Origin of the sequence: Parafilimonas terrae, from assembly GCF_900115755.1 — a bacterium.
Lineage (GTDB): Bacteria > Bacteroidota > Bacteroidia > Chitinophagales > Chitinophagaceae > Parafilimonas > Parafilimonas terrae.
The window spans coordinates 24401-40088 of record NZ_FOXQ01000006.1; the positions used below are offsets into that span (position 1 = coordinate 24401).

General features: G+C 39.5%; 15 protein-coding genes. 11 read left to right on the forward strand and 4 right to left on the reverse strand.

What is annotated here, in order from left to right; all coding sequences use genetic code 11:
* Window positions 1-85 precede the first annotated feature (85 nt).
* The 7 genes from nuoI to BM015_RS10975 all read left to right on the forward strand — a co-directional run bounded on the left by nuoI (window position 86) and on the right by BM015_RS10975 (window position 7309).
* Window positions 86-640: an NADH-quinone oxidoreductase subunit NuoI gene (gene nuoI, locus BM015_RS10945; RefSeq protein ID WP_090658267.1), complete on the forward strand. Its 555-nt coding sequence runs from the start codon at window positions 86-88 to the stop codon at window positions 638-640.
* Window positions 641-643: 3 nt separating this feature from the next.
* On the forward strand, window positions 644-1147 hold the full coding sequence (locus tag BM015_RS10950; protein WP_090658269.1) for an NADH-quinone oxidoreductase subunit J family protein: 504 nt from the start codon (window positions 644-646) through the stop codon (window positions 1145-1147).
* 105 nt (window positions 1148-1252) lie between these two features.
* Window positions 1253-1597 carry an NADH-quinone oxidoreductase subunit NuoK gene (nuoK, locus tag BM015_RS10955; RefSeq protein WP_090658271.1) on the forward strand — a complete coding sequence of 115 codons (345 nt, stop codon included), beginning with the start codon at window positions 1253-1255 and terminating at the stop codon, window positions 1595-1597.
* A 67-nt stretch (window positions 1598-1664) separates the two neighbouring features.
* Window positions 1665-3563: an NADH-quinone oxidoreductase subunit L gene (gene nuoL / locus BM015_RS10960; RefSeq protein ID WP_090658273.1), complete on the forward strand. Its 1899-nt coding sequence runs from the start codon at window positions 1665-1667 to the stop codon at window positions 3561-3563.
* A gap of 7 nt (window positions 3564-3570) precedes the next feature.
* Window positions 3571-5007, forward strand: a complete 1437-nt coding sequence (locus BM015_RS10965) for a complex I subunit 4 family protein (RefSeq protein WP_090658275.1) — start codon at window positions 3571-3573, stop codon at window positions 5005-5007.
* 12 nt (window positions 5008-5019) lie between these two features.
* Window positions 5020-6408 carry an NADH-quinone oxidoreductase subunit N gene (locus BM015_RS10970; protein WP_090658278.1) on the forward strand — a complete coding sequence of 463 codons (1389 nt, stop codon included), beginning with the start codon at window positions 5020-5022 and terminating at the stop codon, window positions 6406-6408.
* A 481-nt stretch (window positions 6409-6889) separates the two neighbouring features.
* Window positions 6890-7309: a response regulator gene (locus tag BM015_RS10975; protein WP_090658280.1), complete on the forward strand. Its 420-nt coding sequence runs from the start codon at window positions 6890-6892 to the stop codon at window positions 7307-7309.
* A gap of 9 nt (window positions 7310-7318) precedes the next feature.
* Here the strand turns inward: BM015_RS10975 and BM015_RS10980 are convergent, their stop codons facing one another.
* From BM015_RS10980 to BM015_RS10990, 3 genes are read right to left on the reverse strand one after another with little or no spacing between them, the layout of a single operon-like run.
* Window positions 7319-7936, reverse strand: a complete 618-nt coding sequence (locus tag BM015_RS10980; protein ID WP_090658780.1) for an alpha/beta hydrolase — start codon at window positions 7934-7936, stop codon at window positions 7319-7321.
* Window position 7937: 1 nt separating this feature from the next.
* Window positions 7938-8891, reverse strand: a complete 954-nt coding sequence (locus tag BM015_RS10985) for a ring-cleaving dioxygenase (protein WP_090658282.1) — start codon at window positions 8889-8891, stop codon at window positions 7938-7940.
* 12 nt (window positions 8892-8903) lie between these two features.
* Window positions 8904-9371 carry an NUDIX hydrolase gene (locus tag BM015_RS10990; RefSeq protein WP_090658284.1) on the reverse strand — a complete coding sequence of 156 codons (468 nt, stop codon included), beginning with the start codon at window positions 9369-9371 and terminating at the stop codon, window positions 8904-8906.
* Between the two features lie 129 nt (window positions 9372-9500).
* On the opposite strand from BM015_RS10990, the gene BM015_RS10995 reads away from it, so the two are divergent.
* Genes BM015_RS10995 through BM015_RS11005 form a run of 3 tightly spaced genes read left to right on the forward strand, consistent with a single transcriptional unit; the run spans window position 9501 to window position 11811 of the window.
* On the forward strand, window positions 9501-10484 hold the full coding sequence (locus tag BM015_RS10995) for a nucleoside hydrolase (RefSeq protein WP_090658286.1): 984 nt from the start codon (window positions 9501-9503) through the stop codon (window positions 10482-10484).
* A gap of 49 nt (window positions 10485-10533) precedes the next feature.
* Entirely contained in the window at window positions 10534-11283 is a 750-nt protein-coding gene (locus BM015_RS11000; RefSeq protein WP_090658288.1) for a phytanoyl-CoA dioxygenase family protein, read from the forward strand.
* 36 nt (window positions 11284-11319) lie between these two features.
* Window positions 11320-11811, forward strand: a complete 492-nt coding sequence (locus tag BM015_RS11005) for a hypothetical protein (protein ID WP_143075825.1) — start codon at window positions 11320-11322, stop codon at window positions 11809-11811.
* A gap of 25 nt (window positions 11812-11836) precedes the next feature.
* On the opposite strand, the gene BM015_RS11010 is transcribed toward BM015_RS11005, so the two are convergent.
* Window positions 11837-13327, reverse strand: a complete 1491-nt coding sequence (locus BM015_RS11010) for a glycoside hydrolase family protein (protein WP_090658292.1) — start codon at window positions 13325-13327, stop codon at window positions 11837-11839.
* Window positions 13328-13405: 78 nt separating this feature from the next.
* On the opposite strand from BM015_RS11010, the gene BM015_RS11015 reads away from it, so the two are divergent.
* Entirely contained in the window at window positions 13406-15592 is a 2187-nt protein-coding gene (locus tag BM015_RS11015) for an HAD-IIB family hydrolase (RefSeq protein WP_090658295.1), read from the forward strand.
* Window positions 15593-15688: the final 96 nt, after the last annotated feature.

Consider the following 15688-nt stretch of genomic DNA (forward strand, 5'->3'; position numbering starts at 1 on the left):
AGAAAACTAAATTCAAAAATTAAAAAGGTTTTATTGATAAACGTTGTGTTTTGAGTTTTGAATTTTTACTTTTGAACTTTTAGAAATGACAACATTAACTGATAGGGCGAAACCGGTAAACCGTAAGCCGATGACTTTCCTGGAAAGCATTTACTTATGGAATATTTTCCTGGGGATGATTATTACGATAAAACATTTTTTCAAGAAAAAAGCAACCGTTCAATACCCTGAACAAACAAGGTCTTACAGCCCGGTATTTCGTGGCGTCCAAATTCTAAACCGCGATGAAGAGGGAAGGGAAAGATGTACTGCCTGTGGTTTATGTGCACTGGCTTGTCCGGCTGAAGCCATTACCATGGAAGCCGCAGAACGCATGCCCGGCGAAGAGCATTTGTACCGCGAAGAAAAATATGCAGCTAAATATGAAATAAATATGCTGCGTTGTATTTTCTGCGGTTTTTGCGAAGAAGCCTGTCCAAAGGATGCGATTTATTTATCTGAAACACACGCACCACCTGCTTATAACCGTAAAAACTTTATCTATAATAAAAAAGATTTACTGATTCCTGATCCTGTAACACAACCTGAAGAATATGCACAGGCAAAAGGTTTAAGGGAAATCAGCAAAAAGAATAAATAACTAATGACTGCTACAGAAATATTATTCTGGTTTTTAAGTGCGCTTGCACTGTTCAGCGCATTAATGGTACTGGTAAGCAAAAACCCGGTTCACAGCGTGCTTTGGCTTATTGTAGTTTTCTTTTCCATCAGCGGGCATTACATTCTATTAAATGCACAGTTTCTTGCCATTGTAAACTTAATTGTTTATGCAGGGGCCATAATGGTGCTGTTTTTATTTGTAATAATGCTGATGAATTTAAACAACAGTACCGAGCCTCAGAAAAATTCACTGGTTAAACTGGCCGGTGTTGTAGCGGGTTGTTTATTATTAACGGTGTTTGTTTCGGCCGTTCGTTCGGCCCAGGAAATAAAAGACAGCCAGGCTTTGATGAACACCGGAGATATTGGTTTGATTGAAAACCTGGGTAAGGTTTTATTCAGGGATTATGTGATCCCTTTTGAACTAAGCAGCATTTTGTTTTTAAGTGCGATGGTAGGTGCCGTGGTGATTGGGAAGAAGGAGTAAGCAGCTCAAGCCCTAACCAGCAAGAGCGAAAATTGAAATTAATTTATTAACTGCTTAGGTTCCACCAGGAGCTTAGGCTTAAAAGTCCCTTTAGGGATTTAGGGCATGCCGATTCAGTATTATATAATTTTAGCCGCAGCGCTTTTTTGCATTGGTGTAACCGGCGTATTAATCCGCCGCAATGCCATTATTATTTTTATGTGCGTTGAACTAATGCTTAATTCAGTGAACCTGTTGCTGGTTGCATTTTCAAAAATGCATTATGCTATCAGCAGCGCTAATAACAAAGGAACGGCTGCTATTACTACCGGCACAGATGCCCAGTTATTTGTTTTCTTTATAATGGTAGTGGCCGCGGCAGAAGTAAGTGTGGGTTTGGCAATTATAGTAATGATGTACAGGAATGTACATTCAACCGATGTGAATTTTTTAAACAGGCTTAAAAATTAAAAACTCAGAAGTAAAACAAAAAATGGCTGATCTGTTTTGACTTTTGCTTCTAATTTTTTCAACTTATATGGCTTACTTAGTTCCGCTTTTTCCTTTAATTGGTTTTTTGCTTAACGGCGTTTTCAGAAACTCGTTATCCAAGGGCCTTGTTGGTATTATTGGTTGTGGGGCCGTGCTTGCTTCATTTGTAGTAAGTGTAATTTTATTTTTAGATGTGAGGGCAGGAGGGGCGCTTGCTGTTCAGCCACTCTATCCTTTTATACATGTTGCCAATTTTAAAATTGATTTTGTCTTCCAGGTTGATCAGCTATCATCGCTTTTTCTTTTAATTATTACGGGCATAGGTTTCCTCATTCATTTGTATTCCACATCATACATGCATGATGAAACCAACGATCATTTTGCCAGGTATTTTTCTTATCTCAACCTCTTCGTGTTCTCTATGCTTTTATTGGTGCTGGGCGCGAACTATGTAATCATGTTCATCGGTTGGGAAGGTGTGGGGCTTTGTTCTTATTTGCTGATTGGATATTGGTTTAAGAATACCGATTATAATAAAGCCGCCAATAAAGCATTTATCATGAACCGCATTGGCGATGCCGGTTTTTTATTAGGTATTTTCTGGCTGTTGTCAAAGCTGGGCACAGCAAACTATACAGATGTTTTTGCAAACGTTTCAAACCTTACCCCAACAGATATTACCGGCATAACGCTTTTATTATTTATTGGTGCAATGGGCAAAAGCGCGCAGATCCCTTTATATACATGGCTGCCTGACGCAATGGCCGGCCCAACGCCGGTTTCGGCATTGATACATGCTGCCACCATGGTAACTGCCGGTATTTATATGGTTGCCCGCAGCAATGCTTTATATTCTTTAAGCCCAATTGCTGAAAATCTTGTTGCGGTTATCGGGATCGCTACAGCATTATTTGCCGCAACAATTGCCATCAAACAAAATGATATTAAAAAAGTATTGGCATATTCAACAGTGAGCCAATTGGGCTATATGTTTTTGGGCCTTGGCGTTGGCGCTTATACCGGCTCTGTATTTCATGTAATGACACATGCTTTTTTCAAAGCCCTGTTATTCCTTGGCGCCGGTTCTGTTATTCATGCTTTGCATCATGAGCAGGATATGCGCAATATGGGCGGTTTGAAAAAATATATGCCCGTAACACACTGGACTTTTTTAATTGCTTGTATTGCCATTGCCGGTATTCCGCCGTTCAGCGGTTTCTTTTCAAAGGACGAAATATTGGCGGCAGCTTATGCAAAGAACCCGGTTTACTGGGTGCTTGGTGTAATAGGCGCAGGGATGACGGCTTTTTATATGTTCCGTTTATATGCCACTACCTTCCTAGGCCAATTTCGCGGCACAGAAGAACAAAAACATCATTTGCATGAAAGCCCGGCAGCTATAACCATTCCACTGATTATTCTTGCTCTGCTTGCTTTTGGCGGCGGCTTTTTTAATGTGCCTGCCATATTTGGCGGCGGTCAGCAACTGCATCATTATTTATCACCGGTATTAACAGCAGAGCACGAACACGAAATAGCACATAGTACGGAATTAATGCTGATGGGTGTATCTGTTGGTGTTGCACTATTGGCAGCCATCATCGCCCTAACTAAATATGCAAGGAAACCGGAGCTGAATGAACCTGAAGGCCTGGGGAAGGTACTTGCCAACAAATGGTATATTGATGAACTGTATGATAATGTTATCGTAAACCCTTTGCTTGCACTTGGCGGTTTCTTTAAAAATGTAATTGAGAAATCGGGCATTGACGGCTTTGTAAACGGTGTGGGCGGTTTTATTCAATATTCATCGAGAAGGTTAAGGCTGGTGCAGAATGGCAAAGTGGGTACTTATATTCTTTTAATGATCTTTTCTATTTTGATATTGTGGCTGGCGTTTTGGTATCAGGCAACGATAACCGGCTTTTTTCAAAAAATATTTTAAATAAAATATGATCGCTTTATTACTCATACTTATACCGGTTATTGGCGGCTTAATAAATTTATTTATTAAGAATGAAAGTTCGGCTAAAGCATTTTCTTTAATTGTTTCATTGATTGTGTTGGCCGTTGCATTAGGCGGCATTTATACAAGCCAGGCTGATCTTTTGCATTTTGATATATCATGGATGCCCGACCTTGGAAGCCGTATTACTTTGGAGCTTGACGGGCTAAGCAAAATATTATCCCTGCTTACAGCCGTTTCCATGCCGGTTATTTTAATAGCCGTGTATAAAGATCATTATCCTGATGCCGGCAAATTTTTTGGTCTTATGCTCTTATGCCAGGCCGGAATGCTCGGTGTATTTCTTTCAATGGATGCCTTGCTTTTCTACTTCTTCTGGGAACTGGCTTTAATACCTGCATATTTTATTTGCTCTATATGGGGTGGCGAAAAACGCATACAGGTTACTTTCAAATTCTTTGTTTACACATTTGTAGGCTCGCTGTTAATGCTGGTGGCAATTATTTTTGTTTATTTCCACACACCCGATCATTCGTTTGCGCTTAAATCTTTTTATAACGCACATCTTACCGCTGCACAAACGCAGTGGATGTTTTGGTTATTCTTTATTGCGCTGGCCATTAAAATGCCTGTATTTCCATTCCATACCTGGCAGCCAGATACGTATGAACAGTCGCCTACAGCATTTACCATGGTGTTAAGTGGTGTAATGGTAAAGATGGGTTTGTTTGGAGTAATCCGCTGGCTGTTGCCCATGTTTCCGCAGGCTGCATCATCCAATAGCTCAATCATTGTAACGCTTACCGTTATAGGCATGCTGTATGCATCATTAATTGCTATAAAGCAGGACGATATGAAAAGGCTGATTGCCTATTCTTCCATCGCCCATGTGGGTTTAATGTGTGCCGCTTTATTTGCGAAACAGCAGGCAGGTATAGAAGGGGTGTTTATTCAAATGTTCAATCATGGGATAAACATTATAGGATTGTGGATAGTGGTTGACGTAATAGAAAAGCAATTAGGCACAAGAAAGTTCAGTGAGCTGGGCGGGCTTGCACAGAAAGCGCCAACACTCGCCATATTGTTTGTGGTGATGTGCCTTGCAAATGTTGCATTGCCGCTTACAAATGCATTTGTAGGAGAGTTCCTAATGTTCAGCGGGTTGTTTAATTATAGCCCTGTTATGGCAGGCACCGCCATTATATGTATAATACTGGCCGCAGCATATACACTTAATATGATCCGGAAAGTTTTTTATGGTAATACTGTTGCATCTACAGAGCATGCGCACGACAGCAGCTTTAATGTGAATGCAGCATTGGTAGTATTAGTGATTTTGGTAATAGTTTTCGGGTTTTACCCGCAGCCAATGATTGACTTAACGCGTGAAACCGTACAACTTTTTATCACCAAAATTTCTTAACAGGCAGCAATTATGAATGCAATTATATTTTCAGCAGGCTGGGGCATAATAATGATGTTTTGCAGTTTTCTTGTAAAGAACCAATCAAGTTACAGGCATATTGCGGCCGTTGGTTTGCTCGTACTGCTTGCGGCAAATATTTTTGATACTTACGGCGTTGATTTTTTTCATATTGATTCGGGCAAAATGCTTGCCTACACCCGTTTTGGCTTTGTGTTTAATTCCATCGCCATTGCCTCAACATTAATTTATGTATTGCTAACAGGAAGAGACATTGAGCGGCTTGGCAGATACACCGCTGAATTTTTTACACTTGTTTTTTTTGTGCTCTGCGGCGTTTGCCTGCTCTCTGCATACAATAACCTGTTGATGTTATTTCTTGGCATAGAAATTCTTACCATACCCTTATATATCCTTACAGGAAGTGATAAGCGTAATCTTAAAAGCAATGAGGCGGCCCTTAAATATTTTTTAATGGGCTCCTTTTCCACCGGCTTAATGCTCATGGGTATTGCATTAATGTATGGCGGTACGGGAACATTTTTACTTGAATCAAGCCGCCTGCAATCTAACCTTTACCATGGTATTTCTTTTCTTGAAATTGTAGGGCTGTTGTTTCTGCTTGCATCCATGTGCTTTAAAGTATCTGCTGCTCCCTTTCATTTTTGGACGCCTGATGTATATGACGGCGCGCCTTCAGTGGTTACTTCATTCATGGCAACTATTGTAAAAGTAGCAGGCTTTATTGCTTTTCTTAAATTATGTACCGTGCGCATGAGCGTTACTTCAACCGCCATTGACTGGAAGCTGATCTTTTCTATCATTATTATACTTACATTATTATTTGGCAATATCACTGCAATATTTCAGCAGAGCGTAAAACGCATGCTTGCTTATTCAAGCATTTCACAGGCCGGCTTTATGTTGTTTGCCCTGTTCAGCATGAATGAGTATGCCAGCAAAGGGTTACTAATGTATTCCGTTGCTTACTGTCTTGCCACCATTGGTTTATTTGCTGTTTTGGTAAAGATGAAAGATGTAACATTTGAAGGGTATAACGGGCTTGCCAAGACCCAACCGGTACTGGCAGCTACTAATGCCATTTTCCTGTTTTCGCTTGCCGGAATTCCTTTAACCGCCGGTTTTCTTGCCAAATATTACATGCTTGCTTCCATTATTAAAACCGGAACTTATACATGGGTTGTTGTGGCAGGTGTGTTGTTTGCGGCCATAAGCGTTTATTATTATTTCCGGGTTATACAGGCCATGTATTTCAAAAACGGGGAACCACAAATGGAAAGTTTCGGCAGGAGCTTTAAATTGGGGTTAGTTGTTCTGGCAGCAATTATTATTATCGTTGGCGCTTTCCCGCAGGCTTTGTTCAACTGGTTATATTTTTAACAGCGCATCATATTTTGTACTTTAACCCCTGCTTCATTAAACAATGGAACTGTAATTCAGCTATCATACTTTTCCCGGCTCGCTATTTTAATAAATCTTAAATCTTATCTAAATCAACTATGGAAGCGTATTCTTATTTTACATTTGTTATATAATCGCTGAAAAACATCTGGTACTAAGAACGTTAAACCTTGCTTCACAAATTGTTTGGTGCACGCCTGCAGATTATGGTTTGCTGCAATTAATTTTTCCCGACTAAGTGTTTGCCAAGCAAAAATTAGAAATTTAAAAAACAGGATAACGTGAAAACCGGAACTTAGTTAAGCATGTTGAATGTTTGGACAGAATTTTGATTATATCTGATAATACCAAGGTTAATTAGGAGGTTTAAGAAATAGTGTATTTGTATAATTACCTGCGGAAAAATAGAAGTAAATTGACTGAATAAACACTAAAGACTTTCTTAAACGCCAATTAATTTATGCCCGTGTTCAAAAAAGCGCTTTTTGTGGATGATGATGTAATAGCCATTAATATTTCTGAACGTTTGCTTACGTTTAATGGTTTTGCAGAAGAAGTGGTTGCCAAAACTGATGGTGAGCAGGCAAAAGCGTTTTTGCTACATAATAAAGCTGATCTTCCTGATATTATTTTTGTAGACCTGTACATGTCTATAATGAGCGGTGTTGAATTTATAAAATGGCTTAATACATGGCAGGCTAAAGAAAACCTTCATGTTCCGGTGTATGTGCTTTCTTCAAGCATGTCTATCGATGATTTTAACCTTGTTTCCAAGCACCAAATAAGCGGCTATATTGTAAAGCCTTTAACGTCAGGCCATTTAAAGGAGATAACTACCAAGCATGCTAATAAGCTGCATCATTTTCTAAAGCTTTATTAACTTAACAGGCTATTTAAATATCAAGGTATTTGCCTTTTCGATTTCATCCGTACTAATCGTATGCCCCATACTTGGATAAATTTTTACAGTTACATCTGCATGCATATTTTTTAAAACCGTGACTGTTTCCCGCACTCTTTCCACAGGAACATGCACATCGGGATCGCTGCTGCCTATAAACACAGGCATTTGTAAAAAATCGCCGCTGTAATTTTCTTTATAAATTTTATCACCAACCAGGCCGCCGGTAAATGCTACTGCGCCACCACGTTTTTTTGCATACCGTGTAATAAATTCCAGCATTAAACAGGCGCCTTGTGAAAAACCAAGAAAATAAATATTATTTGATGAAATGCCGGCGGCAAGAATATCCGCTTCAACCTGTTTTAAAATATTTAATGCCGACGAAAGCCAGGGCTCATTTTGTTGCGGTGGCGTTAAAAAAGAATATGGATACCAGGTGTTATTCGTTGCCTGCGGTGCCAGCAAAGCATAATCTTTTATATTAAAATAACCGGCCAACGACAATATATCTTCAGCAAATGCACCACGGCCGTGAACCATTACCAGCGCTTTTTCAGCTTCATTTAAAGACTTGCCTGCAGCGAATATTTTCTTTTGATGCATGTTAAATAAATTTATCTGCATTAAAACTTACAGGTGTTACAGCTTCTTCAATTATTTTACGATGCGGCTCATACCATTCAGGCAACTTTAAAGCTTCACCCAAATGTGCCTTATCTTCATCTATGGCAAAGCCCGGTTCTGCTGTTGCCACTTCAAATAAAACACCACCCGGCTCCCTGAAATAAATGGAAGTAAAATACTGCCTGTCAAGAATAGGTGTGGGGTTTAGCATGCGCTGAGAAATTTTTTCCCGCACAGCTTCCTGCGATTGTTTGTTGGCCGTTGCAAATGCAATATGATGAACGGTGCCGCCGCCACTAAGCCCCCGCAAACTATCGGGCGCACAAATTATATCTACATAATTGCCCGGTGTATCCTGCGCTGCAAAACGAAAGCGGTTGCTTTGCTCGCTTATCAATTTGTGATCTAATTGTTCGGTAAGTAATGCTGCTGTTCTTTCATAACCTTCTTCCCAAATCTCAACATTGTAAAAACCTTTTACGGCATATTCAATAGGAATGTGGCCGTATGAAAACCCTTTACGTTCATCTTTATCATTAAACACCAGCTCAAGACCAAGCCCGTCTTCGTCTTCAAAATAAATGTAGGCTTCATCGTTAAACCTTTGCTGTGGTGGTTTAAAATTTACGCCGAATTTCTTTAACCGTTCCTGCCAATAATCGAAAGACGACATAGGTACGGAAAACGACGTGGTGTTCAGCATGCCTTTGCCATGGCGGCCCTTTGCAATATTACCGTAAGGAAAAAATGTAAGTATACTGCCGGGCAGGCCCATTTCGTCGCCATAATAAAAATGATATACTTCAGGCGCATCGAAGTTCACCGTTTTCTTTACGAGCCTTAATCCCAAAATACCTGCATAAAAATCAATGTTCTTTTGCGGGTTACCGGCAAGCGCCGTTACATGATGTATCCCCGTTACCAGGTTATCCATTGGAGTGTGTTTTTAGTGGTGTGCAGTTTTTAATAAGCGTACAACGATCTTATCTATAGGCAGCGATACAGAGTCTTCTGTCAGCTCATCCCATTCTATCCATCGCAATACTTCACTTTGACCCTGCGGATCAGCTACCTGGTGCAATTCAAAATCGAAAACTTTTGTTTTAACCTGCAGTTCATTTAACCTCTCTGCCGTTACGAAATAATAAATTGAAATGATCTGGTCACAGGGATTAAATGCTGAAGGCTGAAAATAATCTGTTGTATAAATATGATCGCCAACCATTACATCAAGCCCCGTCTCTTCTTTGAATTCGCGTTTTAAACAATCCCTCGTGCCTTCGCCCAGCTCAAGGCCGCCGCCGGGAAATTTGGTAAAATAATCGCCGCGTATAAATTCATCGCTCACTAAAATTCTGTTATCATTATCTAATAGAATACCATAAACACGAACCGTGTATTTTGTAATTGCCATAATGCTAAAATACACAGATAAATGCTGGTGAAATAAAATTAAAAAATGTTTGAATTAATTTTCGTTTACATGCATCTTACTCTTTCCGGCTTCAAAACTCCGATTATCTTTAACTTGTAAATTTGTGCAATGCGGAATATTTCTACGCTTACTATTTGTTTATTGCTAACAGGTTTTATAAGTGCGCAGCCTGTTTCTGTGATCTTTGATTCTGATATGGGGCCTGATTATGATGACGTGGGCGCCATTGCATTATTGCATGCTTTTGCTGATAAAGGTGAAGCTAATATTCTTGCCACTATTTCCAGCACCAAATACGATAATGTTGCTGCTGTGCTTAGTGCATTCAATACATATTTCAGAAGGCCCAACATACCAATAGCCGTTCCTAAAGGCCAAGCGCTTGACCTCCGTGATTTTCAGCATTGGAGCGATTCGGTCGTAAAAAATTATCCGCATGCTGTAAACAGCAACAGGGATGTACCGGATGCCGTGGCTTTATACCGCAGGGTTTTAGCTATTCAGCCAAATAATAGTGTAACGATAATAACGGTGGGCTTTTTAACCAATCTTAAAAACTTACTGCAATCGAAAGCCGATATGTTTTCGCCATTAAGCGGTGAACAACTGGTAAAACAAAAAGTAAAACAACTGGTAAGCATGGCAGGCAAATTTCCTTCTGGAAGCGAGTTTAATATTAACCGTGATTTTATGGCTGCAAAATATGTGTTCGATCATTTTCCGGCGCCTGTATTATTTTCTGGTTTTGAAATAGGGGAGAAGATAAAATGCGGCATGCCACTTATTCAAAACGATTCTATTACTAAAAGCCCGGTTAAGGATGTTTTTCGCATTTCAATTCCGCAGGCAAAAGAAGACAGCGCCGGCAGGAAAAGCTGGGATGAAACGGCTGTGCTGGTTGGCGTTAAAGGTTATAAAGACTGGTACACAGTGAAGCAAGGCAAAATAATTATCAGTGATAAAGATGGCAGCAATACGTGGATGGATGATAAAACTTCAAAACAATACCATCTTGTAGAAAAAGCGGACCCTGCTGTTGTGCAGGAATTGATTGATAAATTAATTATGCATGAACCGGGAGAGAAGGAGTGATGTATTTGTATAAAATTTTTGCCAGGATTATTTGAACACAACTTACAACATGCGAAAACAACTTTCAACCGAAGGTTTTGTAGTTATTGACAACATTTATACATTAGAAGAAATCAATTCTATACTGGAAACCATTTCGCAAGCTGATACAAGCAAACCAACATTTAGAAGAACAAATGATTTATTTGCCATCCGCCAATTTTTAAAAGAAGTCCCTGCGGCATATAATTTAATTTTTAACAATAAACTAAATGCCATTGTTTCGGAATTCTTTGGAGATGATTATTTCATCGTCAAGTCGATTTACTTTAACAAGCCTGAACAATCAAATTGGTTCGTAGCTTATCATCAGGACTTAACTATTTCAGTTGATAAAAAGCTTGAAGTTGAAGGTTTTGGACCATGGACTGTAAAACAAAATCAATTTGCTGTTCAGCCTCCACTAGATATTTTAGAAGATAACTTTACTATTCGCATTCATCTTGATAATACAAATGAATATAATGGAGCCCTGAGAGTAATTCCAAAATCACATTTGAAAAGGATTTATAGACCCGAAACTATTGACTGGTCAAAAGAGACAGAAATAGTATGCGATGTTGCATTGGGTGGAATAATGATAATGAAACCTTTGCTTCTTCATGCTTCTAACAGGACAACAAGTAATAATAAGAGGCGGGTTATACATATTGAATTTAGTAATCGTTTACTTCCAGGTACATTGCAATGGTCAGAAAAGAAAGATTTTCGTCAAAAACTTGTCCATCACAAAGCAAAAATTAATAACAGGAATAACTAAATTTAAGGTTGTTTTGTAACAAGAAACCGGCAACTGATGAAGCGATTACTGTTCCTGTCTTCCTATATTTTTACAATGCTTGTTTGCATATTCATGCTTACCAAACTTTCATTAAACGGTTATATTACCGATTTTTATTTTTTTGTTGCCAGCCTTTTACTCAACCTTCTTGCATTTTGGGTGTTCAGCCGCATCAGCGGAGCTAAGGGCATAGGCATTCTTAACCTGGCTTTTGCCTCCTGGCAAATAATTGCGCTCTGCATTTTTTTATGTGCCAGCACTTTGCAGGTTGATAAAGTATATACGCCTGCAAACAATAAGCACAATTTATACAGCACAATAATAGGCTGGTATAACCGGGCTTACTTCAGGCCGTATAAGGATGATGAATTATGTGATGGCGTATTTTGGCAAACAAAAGTACCCTGTTTGTTTCCCCTGATTGAAATAGAAACAAGCAGGGATGAGTGCCATAACATTGATGATGTTCCGGATTATGACTGGCTTTTCAAGCATGTTCCGGAATAAAAACAGCGGGCACAAATTTTATCTTTTAAACTTCCCGTTGCGCTTCTATGGTTTTTTGTGTTTCTTCCTGGCTGGCATATTCTTCTTCAGGTTCAGGCAGGATTTTTATAACAGAATCCTGCAGCGATATTACAGATGATGCAGAATACAAGCCAATATATTCGCCTGAATAAGTATAATCAATCAGTGTAAGTTTTACAATGCCATCAACCGAAACCTCAATATAATTTCCATAGCTCAGCAGGCTGAAATGAAAGCTCCTTTCTTCATTTACCTTAAAAAGGTTTGCCTGTATATCGTTAAAAACAAAGTTGCTTTTAAAGTTATTGGGATTATAACCCCATGTTCTTATTTTCACAACGCCGTTTGATACATCAAACGAAATATAATAACCGCTGCCATCTTTATCAATATCTGTAACAATGCCCAGCTTACCCATACCTTCCACATTTATTCTTCCTTCCCAAATAAAAGCAGTGGATGGTTTCTTAAAATAAAACACTTCATAACCGCTCCTTGATCCGCATACCCATTTATCATCGTTTAAAAAAAGCGAAGCTGTAGGGTTATTGAATAAACACTTAACATCTTTTATATCCTGTTGCCGCACGCTGCCTGCTACCATTTGCTGCCAGCGATAATATGTTTTTAATAATAACCTTCCTTTATCATCGGTATCAAATTGCTTTGGCGGCGGCAGCACCCTTAACCGGTCAACGGTACCTGCGTAAAAAAAGTTAAACACCAAAAGATGTTCCCCATCCTGCACCGTGCGTGCAGCGTAATTGCCGAGCGGCAGCACTACATCGGAGTGAAAGGAATGATATTCTCCTGAGAATTCCGGTGAAAACCAATAACGCACTTTTATATCTTCCCTTATTGAACCCAGGAGATAAAAACGGCCATGCAATTCAAACAAACACGGGCATTCAATATCATCATAAGCCATGGGATGAATTAATGGCGGCAGAAATTCAGCGCCATCTCCGGTTAGTTTTATAAGGCCCGCACAACCTCTTCTTGATAAAGGCCCTGTATTACGGCGTGCACAAACAATCAAATAAGTATCGCCATTGTAATCGAAGCGGAAAGGATCACGAAAGCTTAGCCACTTCCTGGGATTATCTTTTTTGCTTTCATAATATATGCCGGGTGGTTCAATATACAAAGCCGGTTTATTGGTTTTTTTCCATGTGATTAAATCATCTGATTCTGCAAAACCTATTCTTGATATTACACCGCGGTCCCTTCGCTGTAAACCGGTATAATACATAATGAATTTGCTGTTGTTTTCACGCACATCCATCGTCCATAACATATCATCATCCCAATCGCCGGGATCGCCTACAAACAATGCATTCTTTGTGCGCCGCCACGACATGCCATCTTTTGAAACAGCATGCGCTATATAATCATGGTTAGGAATAATAAGATGAAACAAATGATAAACGCCATTGTGAATTAATACCGTTATATCGCCAATTTCCCATTCATTAAAACCAGAGCCTGAATACATATAATACCCGTTTTATAACAAGTTGAAATATACACAAATATCTCATTTTACGAGGATTAGTTACTTTTGAAACTTATAATGAAAGAATATTACATACAGTTATTCAGTCCACATGGGTTAATCCGGTATCATGAGCCAGAGATAGGAAGGGATAAAGATACAGGCGGGCAGGTGAAGTACGTATTGGAACTTTTGGAAACTTTATCACAGCATCCACAGGTAAGAAAGGCAGACCTCTTCACAAGAAAAATTATTGACAAAAGGGTTTCTCCTGATTATGGAAAAGATATTGAAATAGTAAATGATAAAGCCCGCATTGTTCGCATTACTTGTGGCGGTAATAACTATAGGCAGAAGGAATCGTTATGGGATCATTTGGATGAATTTGTTGACAGGACTATTCAGTTTATAGAGCATGAAAAAGATATGCCCGATGTGGTGCATGGCCATTATGCTGATGGTATTTATATAGCCGGCCAGTTGAGCGAAGTATTTGGTGTGCCATTTTTTGCAACTGCACATTCACTTGGCCGCAACAAAAAAAATATTCTGCTGCAGCAGGGCATGCCCGAGGAAAAGATTAATGAAAAGTTTAACATGCAGCGGCGCATTAAGGAAGAAGAAAAATACCTTGAAACTGCCGATGCCATTATTACAAGCACCAACTACATTATTGAAGACCAGTACAAGCTTTACGATAATAAAGCTTTGGGAAAATTTCATGTAATCCCGCCGGGCGTAAACAGTCATATCTTCTTTCCCTTTTACCGGCTTGATATGCCGTCTTACAATTTAACGCTCGAACAGGAACAGGCATTGTACCGCGTGAATTCTGAAATAGAACGCTTTCTTTTTCAGCCCGCAAAACCTTTAGTGCTTTCAATTGGCCGCGCCGATAAAAGAAAAAATTTTGAAACCATTATACAGGCTTACGGGCAAGATAAAGAATTGCAGGCAATGGCTAACCTCGCCATTTTTGCCGGGGTAAGAAAAGATATTTCGCAGATGCCGCCTGATGAGCAGGAAATACTTACCAATCTCTTATTGCTTTTAGATAAGTATGACCTGTATGGTAAAATGGCAATCCCAAAAAAGAATGACCCCAAATTTGAGGTGCCTGAAATTTACCGGGTTGCTGCCCGCAAGAAAGGTGTTTTTGTAAATGCCACACCGGGCGAAAACTTCGGCCTTACCATTGTTGAAGCTGCAGGTTGCGGCCTGCCTGTTATTGCTTCTCCCACCGGCGGCCCGAAAGAGATTATTGAGGACAGTAATAACGGAATTTTAGTTGATGTGGAAGATCCGGCTGCTATCGCGGCAGCATTAAAAAAGATAATCGCCGACCAGAATTTATGGGAACAATATTCTGCCAATGGCATTAAAGCTGCCACGCATGATTATTCGTGGGAAACGCATGCCAATAAATACGTAGAGCTTATAAACAAGGTTTTAGAAGGCAAGCATACCGGCGAAAAAAGTTATGTGCCTAAAACAGCCTATGGCAAAAAATTATCTGCTGCGCAAATGGCCTTTATATCAGATATTGATGGTACCCTGTTTGAGGAAGATAATACAGAAGGCCTTGATGAATTATTGCAATGGATAAAAAACAACAGGGATAAAATGATCTTTGGCGTTGCCAGCGGCAGGAACAGGCAGTTAACATTAGATGGTTTGCACAGCAAGGATATAAAAGATTTTGATGTGCTGATTTGTTCAGCCGGATCGGAGATTTATTATACGGATAAACTTATTCCCGATTATGGTTATGAAAACTATATTAACCGCCAGTGGAAGCGCGAAGAATTAAAGAAAGTACTTGAATCATTTAAAGGCATTCATCTGCAGGGGCCCAATGCACAATGGCCTTTTAAACTTAGTTATTATGTGGATGAAGATTTTACAAGAACTGATCTTCAAAACCTTTATAAATTTTTGAATGACCGCAAGCTAAGGGCTAAGATATTACTTACTGAAAACCGTTATCTTGACCTGCTGCCGTTTCGTTCAGGCAAAGGCAGCGCCGTGCGATATTTAAGCAATAAATGGAAGCTGCCTTTGGAAAAATTTATAACTGCGGGCAACAGCGGTAATGATATTGATATGGTGCGTGGTAAGGCCCGCGGTATAGTGGTGGCTAATTACAGCGAAGAAATGCAGGCGCTTAAAAATAACAGGCAGGCTTATTTTGCAAAGCAGCCACTTGCCAGGGGTGTGCTTGAAGGTATTAACCATTACATTTCACAGGATAGTTTTAATGATTGAAGATTATGCTATAAGCTGGTTCAAATGATTGCCACAGATGCACAGATATGATATGCAAGGTGCATTAATTGAAATAATTTGTATAGCTGCGCTTAA